Annotated in this window: 15 protein-coding genes, 5 tRNA genes and 1 pseudogene; 10 read left to right on the forward strand and 11 right to left on the reverse strand. The window is 59.1% G+C overall.

Features of this window, described 5'->3' with window-relative positions:
* Positions 1 to 24: 24 nt before the first annotated feature.
* The 8 genes and pseudogenes from ACTG2O_RS14150 (at position 25) to ACTG2O_RS14185 (ending at position 8624) form a co-directional block, all read left to right on the forward strand.
* Positions 25 to 1230, forward strand: coding sequence for a hypothetical protein (locus tag ACTG2O_RS14150; RefSeq protein ID WP_439976130.1), 1206 nt, complete (start codon positions 25 to 27; stop codon positions 1228 to 1230).
* 3 nt (positions 1231 to 1233) lie between these two features.
* Positions 1234 to 2814, forward strand: a complete 1581-nt coding sequence (locus ACTG2O_RS14155) for a hypothetical protein (protein ID WP_439976132.1) — start codon at positions 1234 to 1236, stop codon at positions 2812 to 2814.
* 2 nt (positions 2815 to 2816) lie between these two features.
* A complete protein-coding gene (locus tag ACTG2O_RS14160) occupies positions 2817 to 3221 on the forward strand; it encodes a hypothetical protein (RefSeq protein WP_421191641.1) in 405 nt (134 codons plus the stop codon).
* 12 nt (positions 3222 to 3233) lie between these two features.
* Entirely contained in the window at positions 3234 to 5183 is a 1950-nt protein-coding gene (locus tag ACTG2O_RS14165) for a hypothetical protein (protein WP_439976135.1), read from the forward strand.
* On the forward strand, positions 5180 to 5404 hold the full coding sequence (locus tag ACTG2O_RS14170) for a hypothetical protein (RefSeq protein ID WP_013723722.1): 225 nt from the start codon (positions 5180 to 5182) through the stop codon (positions 5402 to 5404). The genes ACTG2O_RS14165 and ACTG2O_RS14170 overlap by 4 nt, the downstream gene beginning before the upstream one ends.
* 117 nt (positions 5405 to 5521) lie before the next feature.
* Positions 5522 to 5818: pseudogene (locus ACTG2O_RS14175) on the forward strand (AEC family transporter); the annotation flags it as partial.
* A gap of 222 nt (positions 5819 to 6040) precedes the next feature.
* On the forward strand, positions 6041 to 6505 hold the full coding sequence (locus ACTG2O_RS14180; RefSeq protein ID WP_019445838.1) for a hypothetical protein: 465 nt from the start codon (positions 6041 to 6043) through the stop codon (positions 6503 to 6505).
* Between the two features lie 283 nt (positions 6506 to 6788).
* Positions 6789 to 8624, forward strand: a complete 1836-nt coding sequence (locus tag ACTG2O_RS14185; RefSeq protein WP_118853885.1) for a sigma 54-interacting transcriptional regulator — start codon at positions 6789 to 6791, stop codon at positions 8622 to 8624.
* Between the two features lie 169 nt (positions 8625 to 8793).
* Here the strand turns inward: ACTG2O_RS14185 and ACTG2O_RS14190 are convergent.
* The 7 genes from ACTG2O_RS14190 to ACTG2O_RS14220 form a co-directional block, all read right to left on the reverse strand.
* Positions 8794 to 8870 (reverse strand) — tRNA-Val (locus ACTG2O_RS14190).
* Between the two features lie 38 nt (positions 8871 to 8908).
* Positions 8909 to 8985, reverse strand: a tRNA-Val gene (locus tag ACTG2O_RS14195).
* 34 nt (positions 8986 to 9019) lie between these two features.
* Positions 9020 to 9096, reverse strand: a tRNA-Val gene (locus ACTG2O_RS14200).
* An 18-nt stretch (positions 9097 to 9114) separates the two neighbouring features.
* Positions 9115 to 9191: transfer RNA gene (locus ACTG2O_RS14205), tRNA-Val, on the reverse strand.
* Positions 9192 to 9203: 12 nt separating this feature from the next.
* Positions 9204 to 9280: transfer RNA gene (locus ACTG2O_RS14210), tRNA-Val, on the reverse strand.
* A 159-nt stretch (positions 9281 to 9439) separates the two neighbouring features.
* A complete protein-coding gene (locus ACTG2O_RS14215; protein ID WP_019445840.1) occupies positions 9440 to 10819 on the reverse strand; it encodes an MATE family efflux transporter in 1380 nt (459 codons plus the stop codon).
* Between the two features lie 149 nt (positions 10820 to 10968).
* Entirely contained in the window at positions 10969 to 11175 is a 207-nt protein-coding gene (locus ACTG2O_RS14220) for a YaeP family protein (RefSeq protein ID WP_019445841.1), read from the reverse strand.
* Between the two features lie 130 nt (positions 11176 to 11305).
* Between ACTG2O_RS14220 and ACTG2O_RS14225 the strand changes: the two genes are divergently transcribed.
* Together ACTG2O_RS14225 and ACTG2O_RS14230 are read left to right on the forward strand one after the other, a co-directional pair.
* Entirely contained in the window at positions 11306 to 12208 is a 903-nt protein-coding gene (locus tag ACTG2O_RS14225; RefSeq protein WP_019445842.1) for a DMT family transporter, read from the forward strand.
* A 103-nt stretch (positions 12209 to 12311) separates the two neighbouring features.
* Positions 12312 to 12929 carry a riboflavin synthase gene (locus ACTG2O_RS14230; RefSeq protein ID WP_019445843.1) on the forward strand — a complete coding sequence of 206 codons (618 nt, stop codon included), beginning with the start codon at positions 12312 to 12314 and terminating at the stop codon, positions 12927 to 12929.
* A 186-nt stretch (positions 12930 to 13115) separates the two neighbouring features.
* Here ACTG2O_RS14230 and ACTG2O_RS14235 read toward each other — a convergent pair whose 3' ends face one another.
* From ACTG2O_RS14235 to ACTG2O_RS14250, 4 genes are all read right to left on the reverse strand, one after another.
* Positions 13116 to 13319, reverse strand: a complete 204-nt coding sequence (locus ACTG2O_RS14235; RefSeq protein WP_005336871.1) for a CPXCG motif-containing cysteine-rich protein — start codon at positions 13317 to 13319, stop codon at positions 13116 to 13118.
* A gap of 274 nt (positions 13320 to 13593) precedes the next feature.
* Positions 13594 to 14253, reverse strand: a complete 660-nt coding sequence (gene hxpB / locus ACTG2O_RS14240; RefSeq protein WP_167567600.1) for a hexitol phosphatase HxpB — start codon at positions 14251 to 14253, stop codon at positions 13594 to 13596.
* 129 nt (positions 14254 to 14382) lie between these two features.
* Positions 14383 to 15561 (reverse strand): formate-dependent phosphoribosylglycinamide formyltransferase, encoded by a 1179-nt coding sequence (gene purT, locus ACTG2O_RS14245; protein ID WP_439976140.1) that lies wholly within the window; start codon positions 15559 to 15561, stop codon positions 14383 to 14385.
* A gap of 84 nt (positions 15562 to 15645) precedes the next feature.
* On the reverse strand, positions 15646 to 16536 hold the full coding sequence (locus tag ACTG2O_RS14250) for a DMT family transporter (protein ID WP_439976142.1): 891 nt from the start codon (positions 16534 to 16536) through the stop codon (positions 15646 to 15648).
* Between the last annotated feature and the right edge of the window lie 25 nt (positions 16537 to 16561).

Genomic DNA, 16561 nt, shown 5'->3' on the forward strand with positions numbered 1-16561 from the left:
CGCCTTGCCCGTGGAGAGAAAGCGATGGCTGAATACAAGGTCAAATGGTTTGCAAGCGAGATGCAGGGCGCTCCGAGCCTGGGCGATACCGCAGAGGGCGCTCTGGCGGCGCTGCTCAAGGCGGTGCTGGTCACCGGCTTTGGCACTCTGACCATCAACGCGCTGGCTTTCGATACTGCCAAGGGGTGGGCAGTGGCGACCTTTACCGGTGGTCATGCCTATCTGCAAGACTCAGTTGTCCAGGTCGAGGGGGTATCGCCTGCTGCCTACAACGGCGAGCATCGGGTGATGCAGGTCACCGCCACTCAGGTCTGGTTTGAGATTGACGGCGGCAACCCCGGTGCCCCAGGAACGGGCGCGGCCATGACCATGAAGGTGGCGCCGCTGGGCTGGACGATCACCCATGAGAGCGGTGACGGAAAGATCTTTATCGTGCGGCCCACCAATGCCAGTGAATCGGGGAATGTATCGTGGCGGATTGATAACAGCGCATTCACTGGCTGGACGGGCACTTATGGCTCTACCCATTACCTTGCCAAAATAGCGATGGTGGAGGATGTGGTGGATATCAATACCTACACCACCATCTACGAGCACCGTTGGCCAGCAACCCAACGATACGCATCAAAAGTCTGGGATCTGATAGGTGATCAACAGCTATTTTATTGGCTGCCCGCTATTGGTAACTACAGCTTTCAAACCGTCTATTGTGCGGGATATATCCGCTCAATAAGGCCAGGGGATCGCTACCATGCCGTACTCTGCCACTATCCATCCACTAACGCCGCTGATGGTCAAATTAGTTGGTCAAACAGAGACTATTGCAGCCCAAATCACTGGGGGACACCGTTAACCACCTTTGACCAGTCAGGCCAGCGAGCGATAGCACGCCCTTATCATCAATTGTTTGGTACCACTTCCTGGTGGTTAAAGGGAGTGTTTGGGCGATTAGGGTCTGGTTTAGCCGTACCTAATGGCCCTGATAATGGATTCTACTTTTCTACCGACCCCTGCATGGTGCTGGAGAATGGAAACCATCTGCGGGGCTATATGCCAGGTCTTATCGTGCCATACGGTGATATCACAGCTTGGCACCGTAAAAACTTTGGCGATTTGCCTGCATTGCCGGGTAAGAAGGTGCGCTTCATTCGTGGTCTCTATCAGACCAACGTCTACAACGCTGATCCGCGCTCACTGATTGGGTTCGATATCACCGGCCCCTGGAGGTAAGTCATGGCGACTTTCCTGCCGTCCAAAGGGTGGCTGATGTTATCGGCTGCCCAGACCATTACCTACGATGCCGCGCTTGATGTAACCGCGACCGGTGGGGCGGAATGGGCAGACTGGTTTGGCGATACCGCCGATATCGGGTTGTTCCGTTATGCCTATAACAAGAGCGGTGCCGCTGATACCGGCGTATGGGGTGGGTCTATCCCGTTCAAGCCCATTGGGTATCGGTTGAAGATTGGGGCATCCAACGCCTGTTGGACTAACGACCTGTGCGATATGGATATTGAGTTTCTGGATGCGGCGGGCAATGTGGTCGCAGCCCTTCGCACCCGCACAGATGGCACCCATCGCAGCGGGCTATGGTACGGCCCAAGCCTTGCCAGCCTGACCAAAGCCACCCAGCGAGACGCATACCCGCGAACCTATGGCGAGCTGACCTTTACCCCAACTAGCCTGATTTATACCGATGATGGCGGTCAGCATCGCAACCAGTCATTTACCCTGACCTGCAATATGGCGGTGGTGACGACCCTGCGTTTTAGCAATATGCGCTCCTACGAGACCTATGCCAGCGCAAACGGGTGCCGCGCCGAAACCTATTTGCGCATTGCAGGCGGGCCACCTGGGTTTAATGGGGACTTTGCGGCGCTGACGGCAGAGCAGTTTGCCTCCTTGCAGCCGGATTTGAGCGTGCCTGCTGGTGCCGCCATTGCCCATCAATCTGGGGTTGGGTTGGTGGCTTCCGGCACTGCGCCATCCTACGTCTTGGCCCGGAGCATCTTGCCAGGTCAGACGGGTGTGCTGATGGATGCTGCTGGCGCTGTGGTTGCCAAGCTGGCTTACCTCAATGGCGTAGCCAAGTTGACAGTGGGCGGCGTCACGACAGAGGGGGCAACTGATGCTCTCTATCTGGGCCTGGCGACCATCAATGGCCAGGTGTTCTGCTATTACCAGACCAAGGTGGTGGTGCGTTCATCGCAGTTTATTGCCCCACCAAAGAGCCGGGTCTGGATAGAGCTACAGCCTGGGCAGACGTTGGCCACCATCGGCACCGAGTACACCCCATTGCTGGCTGAATACACCTATCTGGTTTTTCGCCATACCATCACCGCTGTTGCTGCCAACCAGGAGCCCCGAAGCCAGTTCCAGCCGCAAGATGTAGCTTGGCGCGGCACCCCGCCGATGTGTGCCGGGCCGCTTAATCTCCAGCAACAGACCCAGTACCCGCTCTGCAAGGGGCGGGATTACTTCTGGATTCGCGATGGGGTCCGTAACGTGGGGCAGGGGTTTATTGAAAGTACGGTGACTATCAGCGGGATGGGAGTGCGGCGCCGGGTACTTTGCTTCACCCAAGATGGCGAATTGGTTGGCGAGACCTACAGCCGCGCAGCGGATGGGGTCTATCGGTTCGATCTGTTGTGGCTGAATCGCCGTTATATGGTGGTCGCCCAGGATGATCCGGCATATGGCCCTGCCGATTACAACGCCGTGGCCGCCGACTATCAGGCGCCAAAACCCTATCCGCCTGGCGGTGGTGTGGCGCCCGAGCCGTTCCCCATGATTACCCCGCTCAAGAGGAAATAACCATGATCTCCTATGCCGAAGGGCTGCGCACCAGTCGCGCCCAGCTATTGGCCACGGCCATTGATAACGGTAGCGGGGCCAGTGCCAAGCTGACCATCTATACCGGCACCAAACCGGCACCAGGGGCGGCTACGACTGACCAGCTGGCTCTGGTGGTGCTGACGTTTAGCCACCCTTGCGCCAAGACGATCAGCGGCGGAGTGCTGACCTTGAAACCACTAGCGGAGCAGATGGCCACCGCCAGTGGAGCCCCCACCTGGGGGCGCATTGTTGACCGGGATGGGGCCTTTGTGGCGGATCTTGATGTCGGGGTACCGGGCAGCGGCGCCGATCTGGAGCTGCCCGCAGCGGAGTTTTTTGCCGGTGCGCTGATCCGCATCAATACCGCCACCATCACCGAACCGTAACCGGGGGGCCATATGGCCAGAAAGGATGCCAGCCTAGCGCTGCGTAAGGCTCGCAGCATCAATGGCCAGCTGGAGCTGAACCAGTCTGAGGTGGTGCGGCTGGTCGGTATCCTTAACGGTACCAATATGCCGCCGCGCCTGAGCGCGTCACCGGGTCTGGTGCTGGCATCGGTATTGGCTGGCGCTCCGAATCGCTCCAGCGCCATGCTGGGTGGATCAGTGGTGCTTGATGCTGTGCTTGCCAGCCATACCCATAGCCATGGGGAGCTGGTCGGCGCATTCGTCATTGAATGCACCATGGCCAGCACATCACGCGCCCCGCAGCCTGTGCTCGCCGGGCAGTATGACCAGAACGTATTCCGAGGCCCTGCCAGTGCAATGGGGGGGGCGTGGGAGCGAGCAGATAGCCATTCAAAGGCCCTCAGTAGCGAATGGCAGAAGGCAGGCACCGAGCGAGCAACCAGTCGCTCCCTGTGGCAGCAGGCCGCCGCGCATCAGCAGCAGGTGGCCGAGCTGGGCGAGCAGATGCCCCAGACGTTCATGGCCAATCAACAACGCTTTGCCGAGGGGCTGCCGGTCAGCCAGCAGAGTCGCCAGGGCTATGACAACCTGGCCGCTGGCTATGTGGCGAATCAGTCCCTGTGGGTTGAGGCGGCGCCGGTCAGCTGCTGGCGACTTGTCGGGTTCACCAACCCGCCGCGCTTTGACAAGGCTTGGCTGGCTGACCAGTGGCAAGAAGGCATCCCCATCGGTAAAGGGGTGGCCGCCCAAGCCTGGCACCACGGCCAGCCGCTGATTGAGGGTTGGCGTGATGGCTGGGACGAGGCCATGTGGCCACTCAAGGGCAAGACGCCGCCACCAGAACCACCCAAGCCACCCATCCGCCCCGATAAGCGGGTGCTGCGGCTGGCGTTTGGGCGCAAGCGCGACACGGCAGAGCTGGAGTTCGTCTGGCAGGGCAGTGATGCGGCAATCGTCATTCCAACCCGGAGGGTTTATCTGGTGAGCAATACAGCGAAGATCGTGCGGGTACGGGATGGGCTCGATATCCCGGCCACTGCGGTGAGCATCGAGCTCGATACCGACTCTTGGGCGTGGCAGTTCAGCGCCCAGATCCCCCGTATTGCGGCAGCTGCGTTGACCGATGAGGAAGAGGTCAGCATCCATATCAACGGTCAGCAATGGGACTGCGTGTGCGATGGCTGGCAATCGAGCCAGAGCTTTGGCCGCGAGTCGGCAACGCTGACCGGCCGCTCGCGTACCGCTTATCTCTCACCGACCCATGTATTGGCGCAGGCGGTGAGTGAGCCTGTAGCCGCGACCATGGCCCAGCTGGCTGCTGCCGTATTGCCGGTGGGTTGGACGCTGGATTGGCAAGCGGCTGACTGGTTGGTGCCTGCCGGGTTCTTTAGTCTGGACAACCAGACCCCGATCGAGGTGGTCAGGTACTTGGCCGAGGCGGCCGGTGGTTTTGTGCTGCCACACCAGCGCAACCGTCATCTGGTCATCAAGCCGCTATATCCCACAGTGCCATGGCAGCTTGATACTGCAGAGGTTGATGTAGCGATCCCCCGCGCCATCATTACTACCCTGGGCAGTGACTTCCAGCCGGGTCATGCCGCCAACGGGATTTGGGTCAGCGGTGGCCATCAGGGCATCAGTGCGCGGGTGGTGCGCCAGGGGACGGCTGGCGAGCAACAAGCGCCGACCATCACCCACCCGTTGGTGTGTGATGTGACGGCCGCCCGTGCCCAGGGGGTGGTGGGGCTGGCCAAGACCATGCCCAAGCGTACTCAGACCATCGAGCTGCCGTTGTCTGCTGATACCGGGCTGATCTTGCCGGGCGCATTGCTCGCAGTGGACGGTTGGAAGGGTTACAACCGGGGCGTCAGGGTCTCTGCTGCGCTGCAGAACAGGGCCATGACGGTGCGCCAGCAACTGAGTGTGGAGCGATTTGTATGAACCTGTTTAAGCGATTCCTTGAGCTGGTACCGGGCGCTGATCCCTTGCTGGTTGGTACCGTGACCGCAGTAGGTACCACGACCACCACTCTCAATACGTTGGCGGGCGGGGTGGTCACAGTTCGGGGCACCGGAGTAGCCATCGGCAAGAAGGCGTTTTACAGGGGAGGGGAGCTGGCAGGAGAGGCGCCGGATTTACCGACCTATGAGATAGAGGTTTAATGCCGGTTTAACGGGGTTATCAAACTCAGTGATTCCGGTGCCACCAAGTTTGATAAACTAATGGGCCGGTAGCTTTTCATTTTCCCCGTAACTCTTTTTCATTTTCGGCGGCGGGCTACACTGATGGAGGGAGAACTCGATCACCTGGGCCTCGCGCTCAAGTGCAACCTGCTCTATCTGCTGGCGGGGGGATTGTCGCTGCTGCTGGCGATCTGGCTGTTGCCGCTCAAGACGGAGTGGATCCCGCTGTTGATGTTGTCGGTTTCCTTGCCCCCTGCTGTGTTGAATTACATGCTCTGCGAGCAGTATCACTGCCAGCCGGACAAGGTGGCCAGTATCGTGCTAGGCGGCAATGCCCTCTCTGTGCTGGTGATCCCGCTGGCGGTCTGGCTGGCACTTCATCTGCCCGGCTAAGTCAGATTGCATCGGTGCGGCGGTGCGACTCACTGGTCTATTGCTTGATCGAACCGAGTCGCAGTAGTTCGCATCTAATCCATGCCATCTCTGTCCATTATTGCCTCGTGATACATCTGTCGTCCCCCTATCCAACCCTGAGCCCCGGGCCTAACGGCGACAGCTATAGTATGAAAAAGAGCTGACTGACACTGTTTAACCAATGCCAGTGAGGGAAACCGGATGAGCACAAGTGAGCAATCTGAGCCTGTGGGGCAGGAAAAATCGCGCTATGACCCGGCATTGCCTACCGGTTATGACTGGCGCAGACACCGCCGCTTTATCCTCAGTGGTGGTGGTTACAAGGCAGAATGTCGCCGTCGCAACTGGTTTCTGGAGTTGCTCAACCCGGTGCCCTATGTGGTGGTGCGCGACATAGCCATCGGCGGCATCGGTATTCTGGGGGCCATACGGTTGAAAGAGGGGGATGAGCTGGTGATTGCCATTCCCTCTGGCGAGAAACTGCGCGGTCTGGTCGTGAGATCCCAGCCAGACCCACTCTTTCCCAAACTCTATCGCACCGGTATTCGTCTGCATCGTTATCCAACGGCCGAGCTGTTTGCCCGCTGGCAAAGTTACATTCAGCCGCAAGATAAAGCGGATTTCGACCATGAGTGCCAAGTCTTGAAACAGGTACGCGGCGCGTGAGCCAGATGCCATTTCAGTGGCTGTTTTCCCCACCTTTAGCATGATATGTCGATGGACTTCGCGGATCAGCAGGCTTGGCTGGTCTGAGTGGTTTATCTCACTGCATGTGTTTTCATCTTTATGTTTTTATTGAATTTTATCTGTACCTCTGAAGTCGCAGAGGATGCGGATCATTTTCCCTTTTCGTGATCCCCCCCGAAGTAGTTCCCCCTGATATCCCTTAGTATCTGGCCAGCATGACTCCCTTTAGGGGGAGGATAACAAGAACAAAAAGGAATGATGGATGAGATCCGTGAGCAACCAGTGTCTGTTGATGCAGATCCAGCCGACCATCTTGCGCTTTGCCAAGATGCTGGCGAGTGTGCTGCAGCTTGAGGTCGAAATTGTGGATGCCGATATGGTCCGGGTGGCTGGTACCGGGCCCTATGGCAAGTTCTTCGGACGTCAGCTGGAGGGGGATTCCCGCCTGCTGCGCTATGTGATTGATAACCAGCGGGAGAAGATCGTTACCCACACCAGCGATGATCCCGTGTGTGACGGTTGTACCTGCAAGGAGAGCTGCCGTGAGCGCGCCTTCCTCGGGGTGCCCATCATGGTGGACGAGCGCTGCATCGGGGTGATCAGTCTGGTGGCCTTCAGCGACGAGCAGCAGGCGCGCCTCAACAACAATCTTCAGGATGTGTGCGACTATGTGCGCCACATCTCCACCATCTTTGTGGCCAAGTTGCTCGATTCACGCGGGCTGTCGGACGGGGTCAACAAGGTGTTCCTCAATCTGATGACCAACATGGATCAGGGTTGCCTGCTGCTCGATGACAAGAGTCAACTTCTCTACGCCAACGAGGCGGCGCTCCATCATCTGGGTTGCCAGCAGGAACAGCTGCAGGGGCGCGAAGTGGGGATCCGCCCGCTCACCTTCTCCCAGCAGGGGCTGAGTGGTCATCTTCAGCACATCATCACCTTTGAAGGTCGTCAGGAGCTGATCATCGGCCAGCTACATCATGTGCAGGGCCAGCAGCTCTTTCTGATGGCGTTTCACCAGTCCCACTCCGGTCAGGTGCAGGAGCCGGATCCGGATGTGCGGATCGATCAGCTGATCGGCGAGAGCAAGCCGATGCGCACCCTCAAGCGACTGCTGCACCGCATCGCCCAGAGCCCCTCCAGCGTGCTGATTTGTGGCGAGAGCGGCACCGGTAAAGAGGTGGTGGCCCGCGCTGTCCATCGCCTGAGTCCCCGTCAGGACAAGCCTTTTATTGCCATCAACTGTGCCGCCATTCCCGAACAACTGCTGGAGAGCGAGCTGTTTGGCTATGTGAAGGGATCGTTTACCGGCGCTTCCAGCGGTGGCAAGCAGGGCCTTATTCAGGCGGCCCATCAGGGCACCCTGTTCCTCGACGAGATTGGCGACATGCCGCTCACCATGCAGGCCAAGCTGCTGCGGGTGCTGGAGCTGCGGGAGGTGACCCCCATCGGGGCCAGCCGACCGGTGCCGGTGGATATTCGCATCATCGCCGCTACTCACCAGCATCTCGATCAATACATCGTCGAAGGGAAGTTTCGCGAGGATCTCTACTACCGCATCAACGTCATCCCCCTCAACCTGCCGCCACTGCGGGAGCGGGAAGGGGACGTGGAGCTGCTGACCCACTACTTCCTCAACCTGCACACCAGCCGCATTGGCATTGTCTATCCCGGTCTGGCTCCCGAGGTGATGGCGCTGCTCAAGGGGTATCGCTGGCCGGGCAACGTCCGCGAGCTCAGCAACCTCATCGAATATCTGGTCAACGTCAGCCAGGCGGGCGAAGTGATTGACGCCAGTCTGCTGCCCCCCAACATCATCCGCAATCAGGAGCCCCATCGCGTGGCGGCCCAGTCGATCCCGGTGACCAATCTGGATGCGGCGTTCAATGTGCCTGCCACAGCTCCGCTCGCCGCCACGCCGGAGAAGCTGCCTGAACCCGTTCCGGGTGAGAGCGGCCTTGAGAGCATGGAAAAACAGATGATAGAAGAGACCCTGCAGCGGCTCGGCAACAAAAAACTGGCCGCACAGGCGCTGGGGATTGGGATTGCCACCCTCTATCGCAAGATAAAGAAGTACGAGATTGCCGTGCAGAGCTGAGGCGCTGGCGGCATCTATCCGGCCCGTGTCGTTTATCGGATGGCACGGGTTTTTTATGGGAACAAGGTTCTGCGCCATTGCCGAATTGTGCTGAACGGATTGGCGGGGCAGGGGAGTGGCTGCATGGCAGAATGCAAAAAGCCCGCTCGATGAGCGGGCTTTTTTAATCTGGTGCGTCCTAGTGGATTCGAACCACCGACCCCCACCATGTCAAGGTGATGCTCTAACCAGCTGAGCTAAGGACGCAGGGTGCGCGATGCGACTTTTATTTCTTTATGCAGAAGTGGTGGGTTTAATTGGATTCGAACCAACGACCCCTACCATGTCAAGGTAGTGCTCTAACCAACTGAGCTATAAACCCACATCTGGAATAACTGCAAAGTTTTGAAACTGAATGGTGCGTCCTAGTGGATTCGAACCACCGACCCCCACCATGTCAAGGTGATGCTCTAACCAGCTGAGCTAAGGACGCATAATCAGTGTTCTGTAATGGTGCGTCCTAGTGGATTCGAACCACCGACCCCCACCATGTCAAGGTGGTGCTCTAACCAGCTGAGCTAAGGACGCATCACAGAAAAGTGGTGGGTTTAATTGGATTCGAACCAACGACCCCTACCATGTCAAGGTAGTGCTCTAACCAACTGAGCTATAAACCCACTTTCTCTTACTTCACTACGCCAGCGCTGCTGACGTGGTCGGCATACTACCCATGCCCCCCAAGGCTGTCAACAGGCCATATGCATAAAGGAGACTGTTTGCCCAGTTCTTGCGCAGCCTGTTGATTTTGCAGGCGAGTTGTCGCTTGCCAAGCTCTGTTACTGGGCCCGCGACAGGGTAGTGCAGGCTTCCGGAGTGGCAAAACGGCCGTAGATGTAGCGCAATCTCGCCCCCAGCATCAGGGCCGCGCTGGTGAGGCCGACGATAAAACCGATCCAGAAACCCTGCGGCCCCATCCGTGGCACCACCCAGTCGGTCAGACCCAGGATCATGCCGGTGGGCAGACCCAGTCCCCAGTAGGCGACGATGGTGACGTAGAAGATCGCCTGGGTATCCTTGTAACCGCGCAGTGCGGCGGCCGCGACCACCTGCACCGAGTCGGAGATTTGATAGATGGCGGCGAAGAACAGCAAGATGGCCGCCAGGACGATCACCTGCTGATCATCGGTATAGATGGAGGCGATCTGCTCGCGCAGTAGCACCGTCATGGCGGCAGTGGCAGCGGCGATGGCCATCCCCAGCATCAAACCGGTGCGAGCCGCTACCCGAGCATGATGGGGCTGCCCTTCACCGATGCTGTGGCCGACCCGGATGGTGACACCCACCCCGATGGAGAGGGGCAGCATAAAGACCAGGCTGGAGAAGTTGAGGGCAATCTGGTGACTCGCCACCGTCTCGGCACCGAAGGGGGCCAGCATCAGGGCCACCACGGTAAACAGGGTCACCTCGCAGAAGATCGCCATGGCGATGGGGAACCCTAAGCGGAACAAGCGCCAGATCCGGCTGCCGTTGGGGCGAGCCAGTTGGGAGAAGAGGCGGATCTCGGTGAAGTGACGGGAGAGCTTCACATAGAGGATCATCGCCAGCAGCATGGCCCACAGCACGATGGCCGTGGCCACGCCACAGCCGACCCCGCCAAGCTTGGGCATGCCGAAGTGACCGTGGATGAAGATGTAGTTGGCGGGAATATTGACCGCCAGCCCGACAAAGCCGATCACCATGGTGGGCATGGTGTGGGAGAGCCCCTCACTGAAGTTGCGCAGCACCTGGAACAGCACGAACGCGGGCAGGCCCCACAGGATGGCGTGCAGGTAACCAGTGGTCTTGGCCGCCATCACCGGCTCCACATCCATGAACTGCAACGCCAGCGGGCTGTAATAAAGCGCAATCATCGCCAGCGGGGTGACGATCAGGGCCAGCCAGAAACCCTGATGAACGGCCGGACGGATTGTCTCCCGTTTACGGGCACCATTGAGCTGGGAGACGATGGGGGTGAGCGCCATGATGATCCCCTGCACCAGCAGGATCACCGGTAGCCAGAAGCTGGACGCCACCGACACGGCGGCCAGATCGACTGCACTCACCTGACCCGCCATCACGGTATCGACGAAGTTCATGGCGACCTGGGCCACTTGGGCGACCAGAATGGGGCTGGCTAGACGGACGAGCTGCTTCGCCTCGGACCAATAACGTTGCACTGACACCTCCGAGTGGATCAGATAAGAGTAAAAAAGAGCGGAAATCGGGAGAGCCTTTGCACTTTCGGACGAAAGTGCAAAGGGTGGGGGAGGCATTCTAGCCTGAAATTCAGCCAGGACGAAATAGTTGCCGCCCTGGGGGGGCAGGATCAAGCGTCTTCGTGATCGCTGATCAGCAGGTTGGCAGCGGCATAGGCAGCCTGCTCGCGCAGCTCGGCGGGTACCCGCTCATCGGCGGCGACCGCGTTGAGGGCGCGGATAGCGGCGGCGATGGCCTTCGGCACATAGCCCTGCTCGCCGGAGCCAATCTGGTTATAGGCGATACGGATCGCTTCACAGCACTCATAAACCATCATGATTTGCTTCCTTGAAAGTAAAAAGGCGAGCAAATATAGCGGTTTTGCTCCCATTTTGTCAGTCTCGCGGTTGTAATTTGCGGCAAGCCCGTTAGTTTGGTTACCCCCTTTTCCTGTTTCGGCCTCTTTGATGCTGCTCTCTTCGCGCAATTCACTGGCGATCTTTCTGACGTTGTTTGCTCTTCTCGCCCTGACGCTTAAGGATGGCGCGGACAAATATCTGGTACACCATGGCTACTCCGTGATGGAGATGGTCTGGTTTCGCTTCTTTGTTCCTTTTCTCGGTCTGCTGCTGTTGTTGCCAAGGCGCACCGTGTCGGCGCTGCTGGCGGTGGATCGCTGGTTATTGCTGCGCTCGCTGCTGTTTCTGGTCTGTGCGCTGGTCTCGGTGATTGCGCTGGCCCATGTACCGCTCAACGTCTACACCATCATTTGCCAGCTTGGTTCGCTGGCTTTCGTGGTGGCGGGCGTGATCTTTTTCAGGGAGCGTCTGACCCGGGCCAAGGTGGCGGCCGTGCTGTTGGGGTTGTTTGGCGTGCTGGTGGTGATCCATCCTGACGGGGGCGACGCGAACCTCTACTATCTGCTGCCACTGGTCATTGTACTGGCCAACACCGGCTACAACCTCATCACCAAGCTGGTGGATCCACGTCTGACCACCCTCGATATCCTAATCGTCACCTGCTTCATGCTGGGGATGGTGGCAATGGTCGCACTCTGCTGGCAGCCTGCACTGTGGCGCTTTCCGACGCTTGCCGACTGGCCCTATCTGCTGGCGCTACCGGTGGTGACCCTGCTCTCCCAATATTGCCTTATCAAGGCGATGCAGTATGCGCAGGCCTCTACTCTGGCGCCCTTCTTCTATTTCCAGATCTTTTTTTCTACCCTCTGCGGCTATCTGATGTTTGGTGAAATGCCGACCCTCAGTAGTATGGCGGGGTGTCTACTCATCGTGCTGGCTGGCATAGTGGTCATCCATTCCCAGCACCGGGCTCGTGTGCTGGCGCGGTCTGAGGCGGCGGAGCAGGTGTGACAGTTTGTACGGAACGAATTGTGTAAAAAACGGATTATGTAAAAGAAGCGGCCACAGGCCGCGATAAAAAACAGAGCGTGTTACCAGAAACAAAGAGGTGATGATGTTTACCGGAATTGTGCAAGGTGTGGCCGAGCTGGTCGCCATCGAAGAGAGAGCTTCATTTCGTACCCACGTGATCCGCATGCCAAGCTCGGCGTGGGGGGAAGGGCTGGCCCTCGGCGCCTCGGTCGCTCACAACGGCTGCTGCTTGACCGTCACCCGGGTCGAGGGGGATCTGGTCAGCTTCGATCTGATGCAGGAGACCCTGCGTCTCACCAACCTCGGCCTGTTAAAGGTGGGGGACAAGGTCAATGTGGAGCGGGCTGCCCGCTTTGGCGACGAGATCGGCGGTCATGCCATGTCTGGCCATATCATCGGCATGGCAGAGGTTACCTCGGTGATCGACACACCCAATAACCGTCAGGTGTGGTATCGCCTTGCTCCCGAGCTGATGAAATATGTGCTGACCAAGGGATACATCGGCATCGACGGCATCAGCCTGACCATCGGTGAGGTGCGCGAGCGGGAGTTTTGCGTTCACTTGATCCCCGAGACCCTGGCTCGCACCAACCTGGGTTGGGTCAAGGCTGGCTGGCAGACCAATATCGAGATCGATCCCCAGACCCAGGCCATCGTCGATACCGTGGAGCGGGTGCTGGCGGCACGCGGGGGTCACTGAAAGGAAACGGCTCGGTTTCAATCCCCTCATAAGCAAGGGCCTGCAGTGTGCAGGCCCTTGTTATTTACATGGTGAAAATATCTATTCAACTTTTTATGACTCGCATTCTGACTCGCAGTCACAACATCTGCTCAGCTCTTTGCGACTTGCATGCAAAACAGCTGCTCGGCCTTTTGTGACTCGTAATCAAAACAGTTGCTCGTCGTCTGCATCCACAAACAACTGCAAACAGTCGCGTGCTTCGTCGCGGTGAAGCCGCAGATGGATCGGATTGCAACAGGCCATGCAATCTTCGTAAAACTCCTGATCACCCTGACTGGCATCCAGCTCGACCCGGGTATGGTGGCCACAGTGAGGGCAGACGATGCGCTTGCTGGTGTACTCGATCATGATAACCTCCTCGGGCCCTGAGGCCGCCTATCTACCCTGATTCTAGTCGGGCTGAAGGGGGTTAACCGCGAGCAAACGCACGTTTATGACAGAGATCAAGCCTGAGCGATGGCAAGGTGCAACTGGTTGGAGTGGTCGTGTGTGAGAGGAACAATCTGGTTGTGAATGACAGGTGAAAAGAGGGGGGATTGCCAACGGTTTTGTCTGGTAATAACAGGGGGCTGGAGCCCCCTGCGGATATGAGAACGCGAGCGCAGCAAGACGCCGATAGGCGCTACTTGACCCAGCTGGCCAACATGTCGGCATTCAGCTCGGCCAGCGAGCTGAGCTGGTAGTTGGCGATGGCCAAGCGTGGGTCACCTACTAAAGCGGGATCCGGCACGATCAGCGCAGTCATGGAGGCCGCCTTGGCCGCCAGCAGGCCGGTAAAGCTGTCTTCGATGGCCAGACAATGGACGGGCTCGACCCCCAGCTTTTCGGCCGCGTGGATATAGACATCCGGGTGCGGTTTGCCGAAACGCTCTACTTCAGCGGAGTGAACCGCCATAAAGCGATCGCGAATGCCAAGTTTGCCGAGCACCGCTTCTACCATCGCAAAGGGGGAGGAGGTGGCCAGACCCACTTTCAGGCCGCGGGCTTCAATAAGGTCGAGCGCCTCCAGCACGCCGGCCTTGGCCTGACCTTCGGAGAGGATCAGGGCGTTGACCCGATCCAGAATGCGCTGCACCACCTCGTCCTGACTCGGGCCGCTCCACGGGCGCAGACGATACCAGTGGGCGACCAGCTGATCGATGCGCACGCCGATGGTCGACTCACAATCCTCGACGGTGTGGGGGTGACCCAGTTCGGAGAACACGGCGATCTGGGCCCGTTGCCAAAAGGGTTCCGAGTCGATCAGAACACCATCCATATCGAAGATCACGGCAGCTAACATCTTGTACTCCTGACAAATTTGAAGAGTGGATTATAAGCCTGACGGGCAAATGCAAAAGGGGCATTGCCATGCCCCTTGCGCCCGATCACACCGGCAAACGTTTGTTTCGGTGTGGCGAAAAAGCAGCGTCTAGAAAATGACCTCGACGCTGGCGGCAACCGCCTTGGCCTGTTCGACCGCCTCGCGGCAATCTTCACCCCGGGCCAGCGCCACGCCGAGACGGCGGCGACCGGCGATCTCCGGTTTGCCAAACAGTCGCAGCTGGGCACCCGGCACTTTGGCAAGCGCCTCGCCGATCCCCTGATAGCGGATATCCTGGCTGTGCCCGTCGCGCAGCACCACGGCAGAGGCGCTCGGCCCGTACTGGGTGATGGTGCCGACCGGCAGCCCCAGAATGGCGCGCACATGCAGGGCGAACTCGGAGAGATCTTGCGAGATCAGGGTCACCATGCCGGTATCGTGGGGGCGCGGCGAGACTTCGCTGAACCACACCTCGTCGCCCTTGATGAAGAGCTCGACCCCGAACAGGCCATAACCACCGAGGGCCTCAACCACCTTGGCCGCTACCTCTTTGGAACGGGCCAGCGCAAGTTCGCTCATCACCTGCGGCTGCCAGGATTCGCGGTAGTCGCCATCTTCCTGACGGTGGCCAATCGGCTCGCAGAAGTGAATGCCATCGACGGCGCGCACCGTGAGCAGGGTGATCTCGTACTCGAAGGGAACGAAGCCCTCGACGATCACCTTGCCACGACCGGCGCGGCCACCCTCCTGGGCGTAGGTCCAGCTCTCATCCAGCTTGGCGAGATCGCGCAGTACGCTCTGCCCCTTGCCGGACGAGCTCATCACAGGTTTTACCACGCAGGGCAGGCCGATAGCCTCGACGGCGGCAACAAACTCCTCCTTGCTCTGGGCAAATCGGTAGGGGGAGGTGGGCAGACTCAGGGTCTCGGCGGCGAGGCGGCGGATCCCTTCCCGGTTCATGGTGAGCTGGGTAGTGCGGGCGTTGGGCACTACCTTGACCCCTTCTTGCTCAAGGGCAGCCAGGGTATCGGTGGCAATCGCTTCAATCTCGGGGATGATGAGGTCGGGTTTAACCTCGGCAACCAGGGCACGCAGGGCGTTGCCATCGAGCATGTCCAGCACGTGGGCTGCGTGGGCCACCTGCATTGCGGGGGCGTTGGCATAGCGGTCGGCGGCGATCACTTCGATCCCGAAGCGTTGCAACTCGATGGCGACCTCCTTGCCAAGTTCGCCGGAGCCCAGCAGCAGGGCACGGGTGGCGCCGGGGCGGGTTGCGGTTCCAAACATACGATCTCTCCTGATGTCGATGGTCATTGTTGATGATCGCTATTACACAAATAGCGGACAAAAAAGAGGCACGCATGGCGTACCTCAGGAAACGGGTTTGTGAGCGCGCTGCTCCAGATGGGTCAGCAAGGTAATGGCGCCAATAATGATGGCGGCGCCAAGCCACAGACGGCCGGGGGGCGCCCAGCCAAATACCAGCCAGCCCGCCAGCACGTTCATCGGCAGCTTGGCAAAATCGAAAGGCTGCACGAAGGAGGCCTCCGCCACGCTGTAAGCGCGAGCGATGGACATTTGGGCCAGCGCCGTCAACACACCGGAGGCGGCTACCAGCAGCCATTGGCTCTCGCTTGGCCACTGCCACTCCGGTAGGGCCAGCATGACGTTGAACGGGGTACTGAAAATAAGCAGGTAGACCACAATGGTGTGGGATGATTCGTTGGCTGCCTGATAGCGCACCATCAGGGAGTAACCTGCCCAGAACAGCGCCGCCGCCACCGGCAGCAGGGAGGCCCAGTTGAATTCGTCAGTCCAGGGGGCGAGGATCAGCATGGCGCCGGCAAAGCCCGCCAGGGTGGCCAGAATGCGGGCGCGGCTCACCTGCTCCTTGAGCAGCAGGACGGAGCCCAAGGTGGCAAACAGCGGTGAGGTCATCAGCAGGGCGATCCCCTGCCAGATGGGGACGGGGTACGCCAGTGCCCAGAGCCAGAGCTGGATGCCGATCACCGCCAGCAATACCCGCAACAGGTGCAACCGGAACTGATTGGTCATCAGTGATTGGCGCAGGCCGTGACGAACCAGCCAGGGCAGCAGGCAGATCAGGGCGATCAGGTATTGATGGAAAGCGACCTGGGTCGATGGGAGGCCAAGCTTGAAGCTGACATACTGGCTCAGGCTGTTGACGGCGGCGAAGCAGAGTCCTGCCACCATCATCCAGACTGCACCGGCCAAAGGAGAGTGCCTGCGCGAGGGTATCATGGGATCCGGATCGCTGGAAAAAAGT

Origin of the sequence: Aeromonas sp. 61P (assembly GCF_051919545.1) — a bacterium.
In the GTDB taxonomy this organism is placed as follows: Bacteria; Pseudomonadota; Gammaproteobacteria; order Enterobacterales; family Aeromonadaceae; genus Aeromonas; species Aeromonas veronii.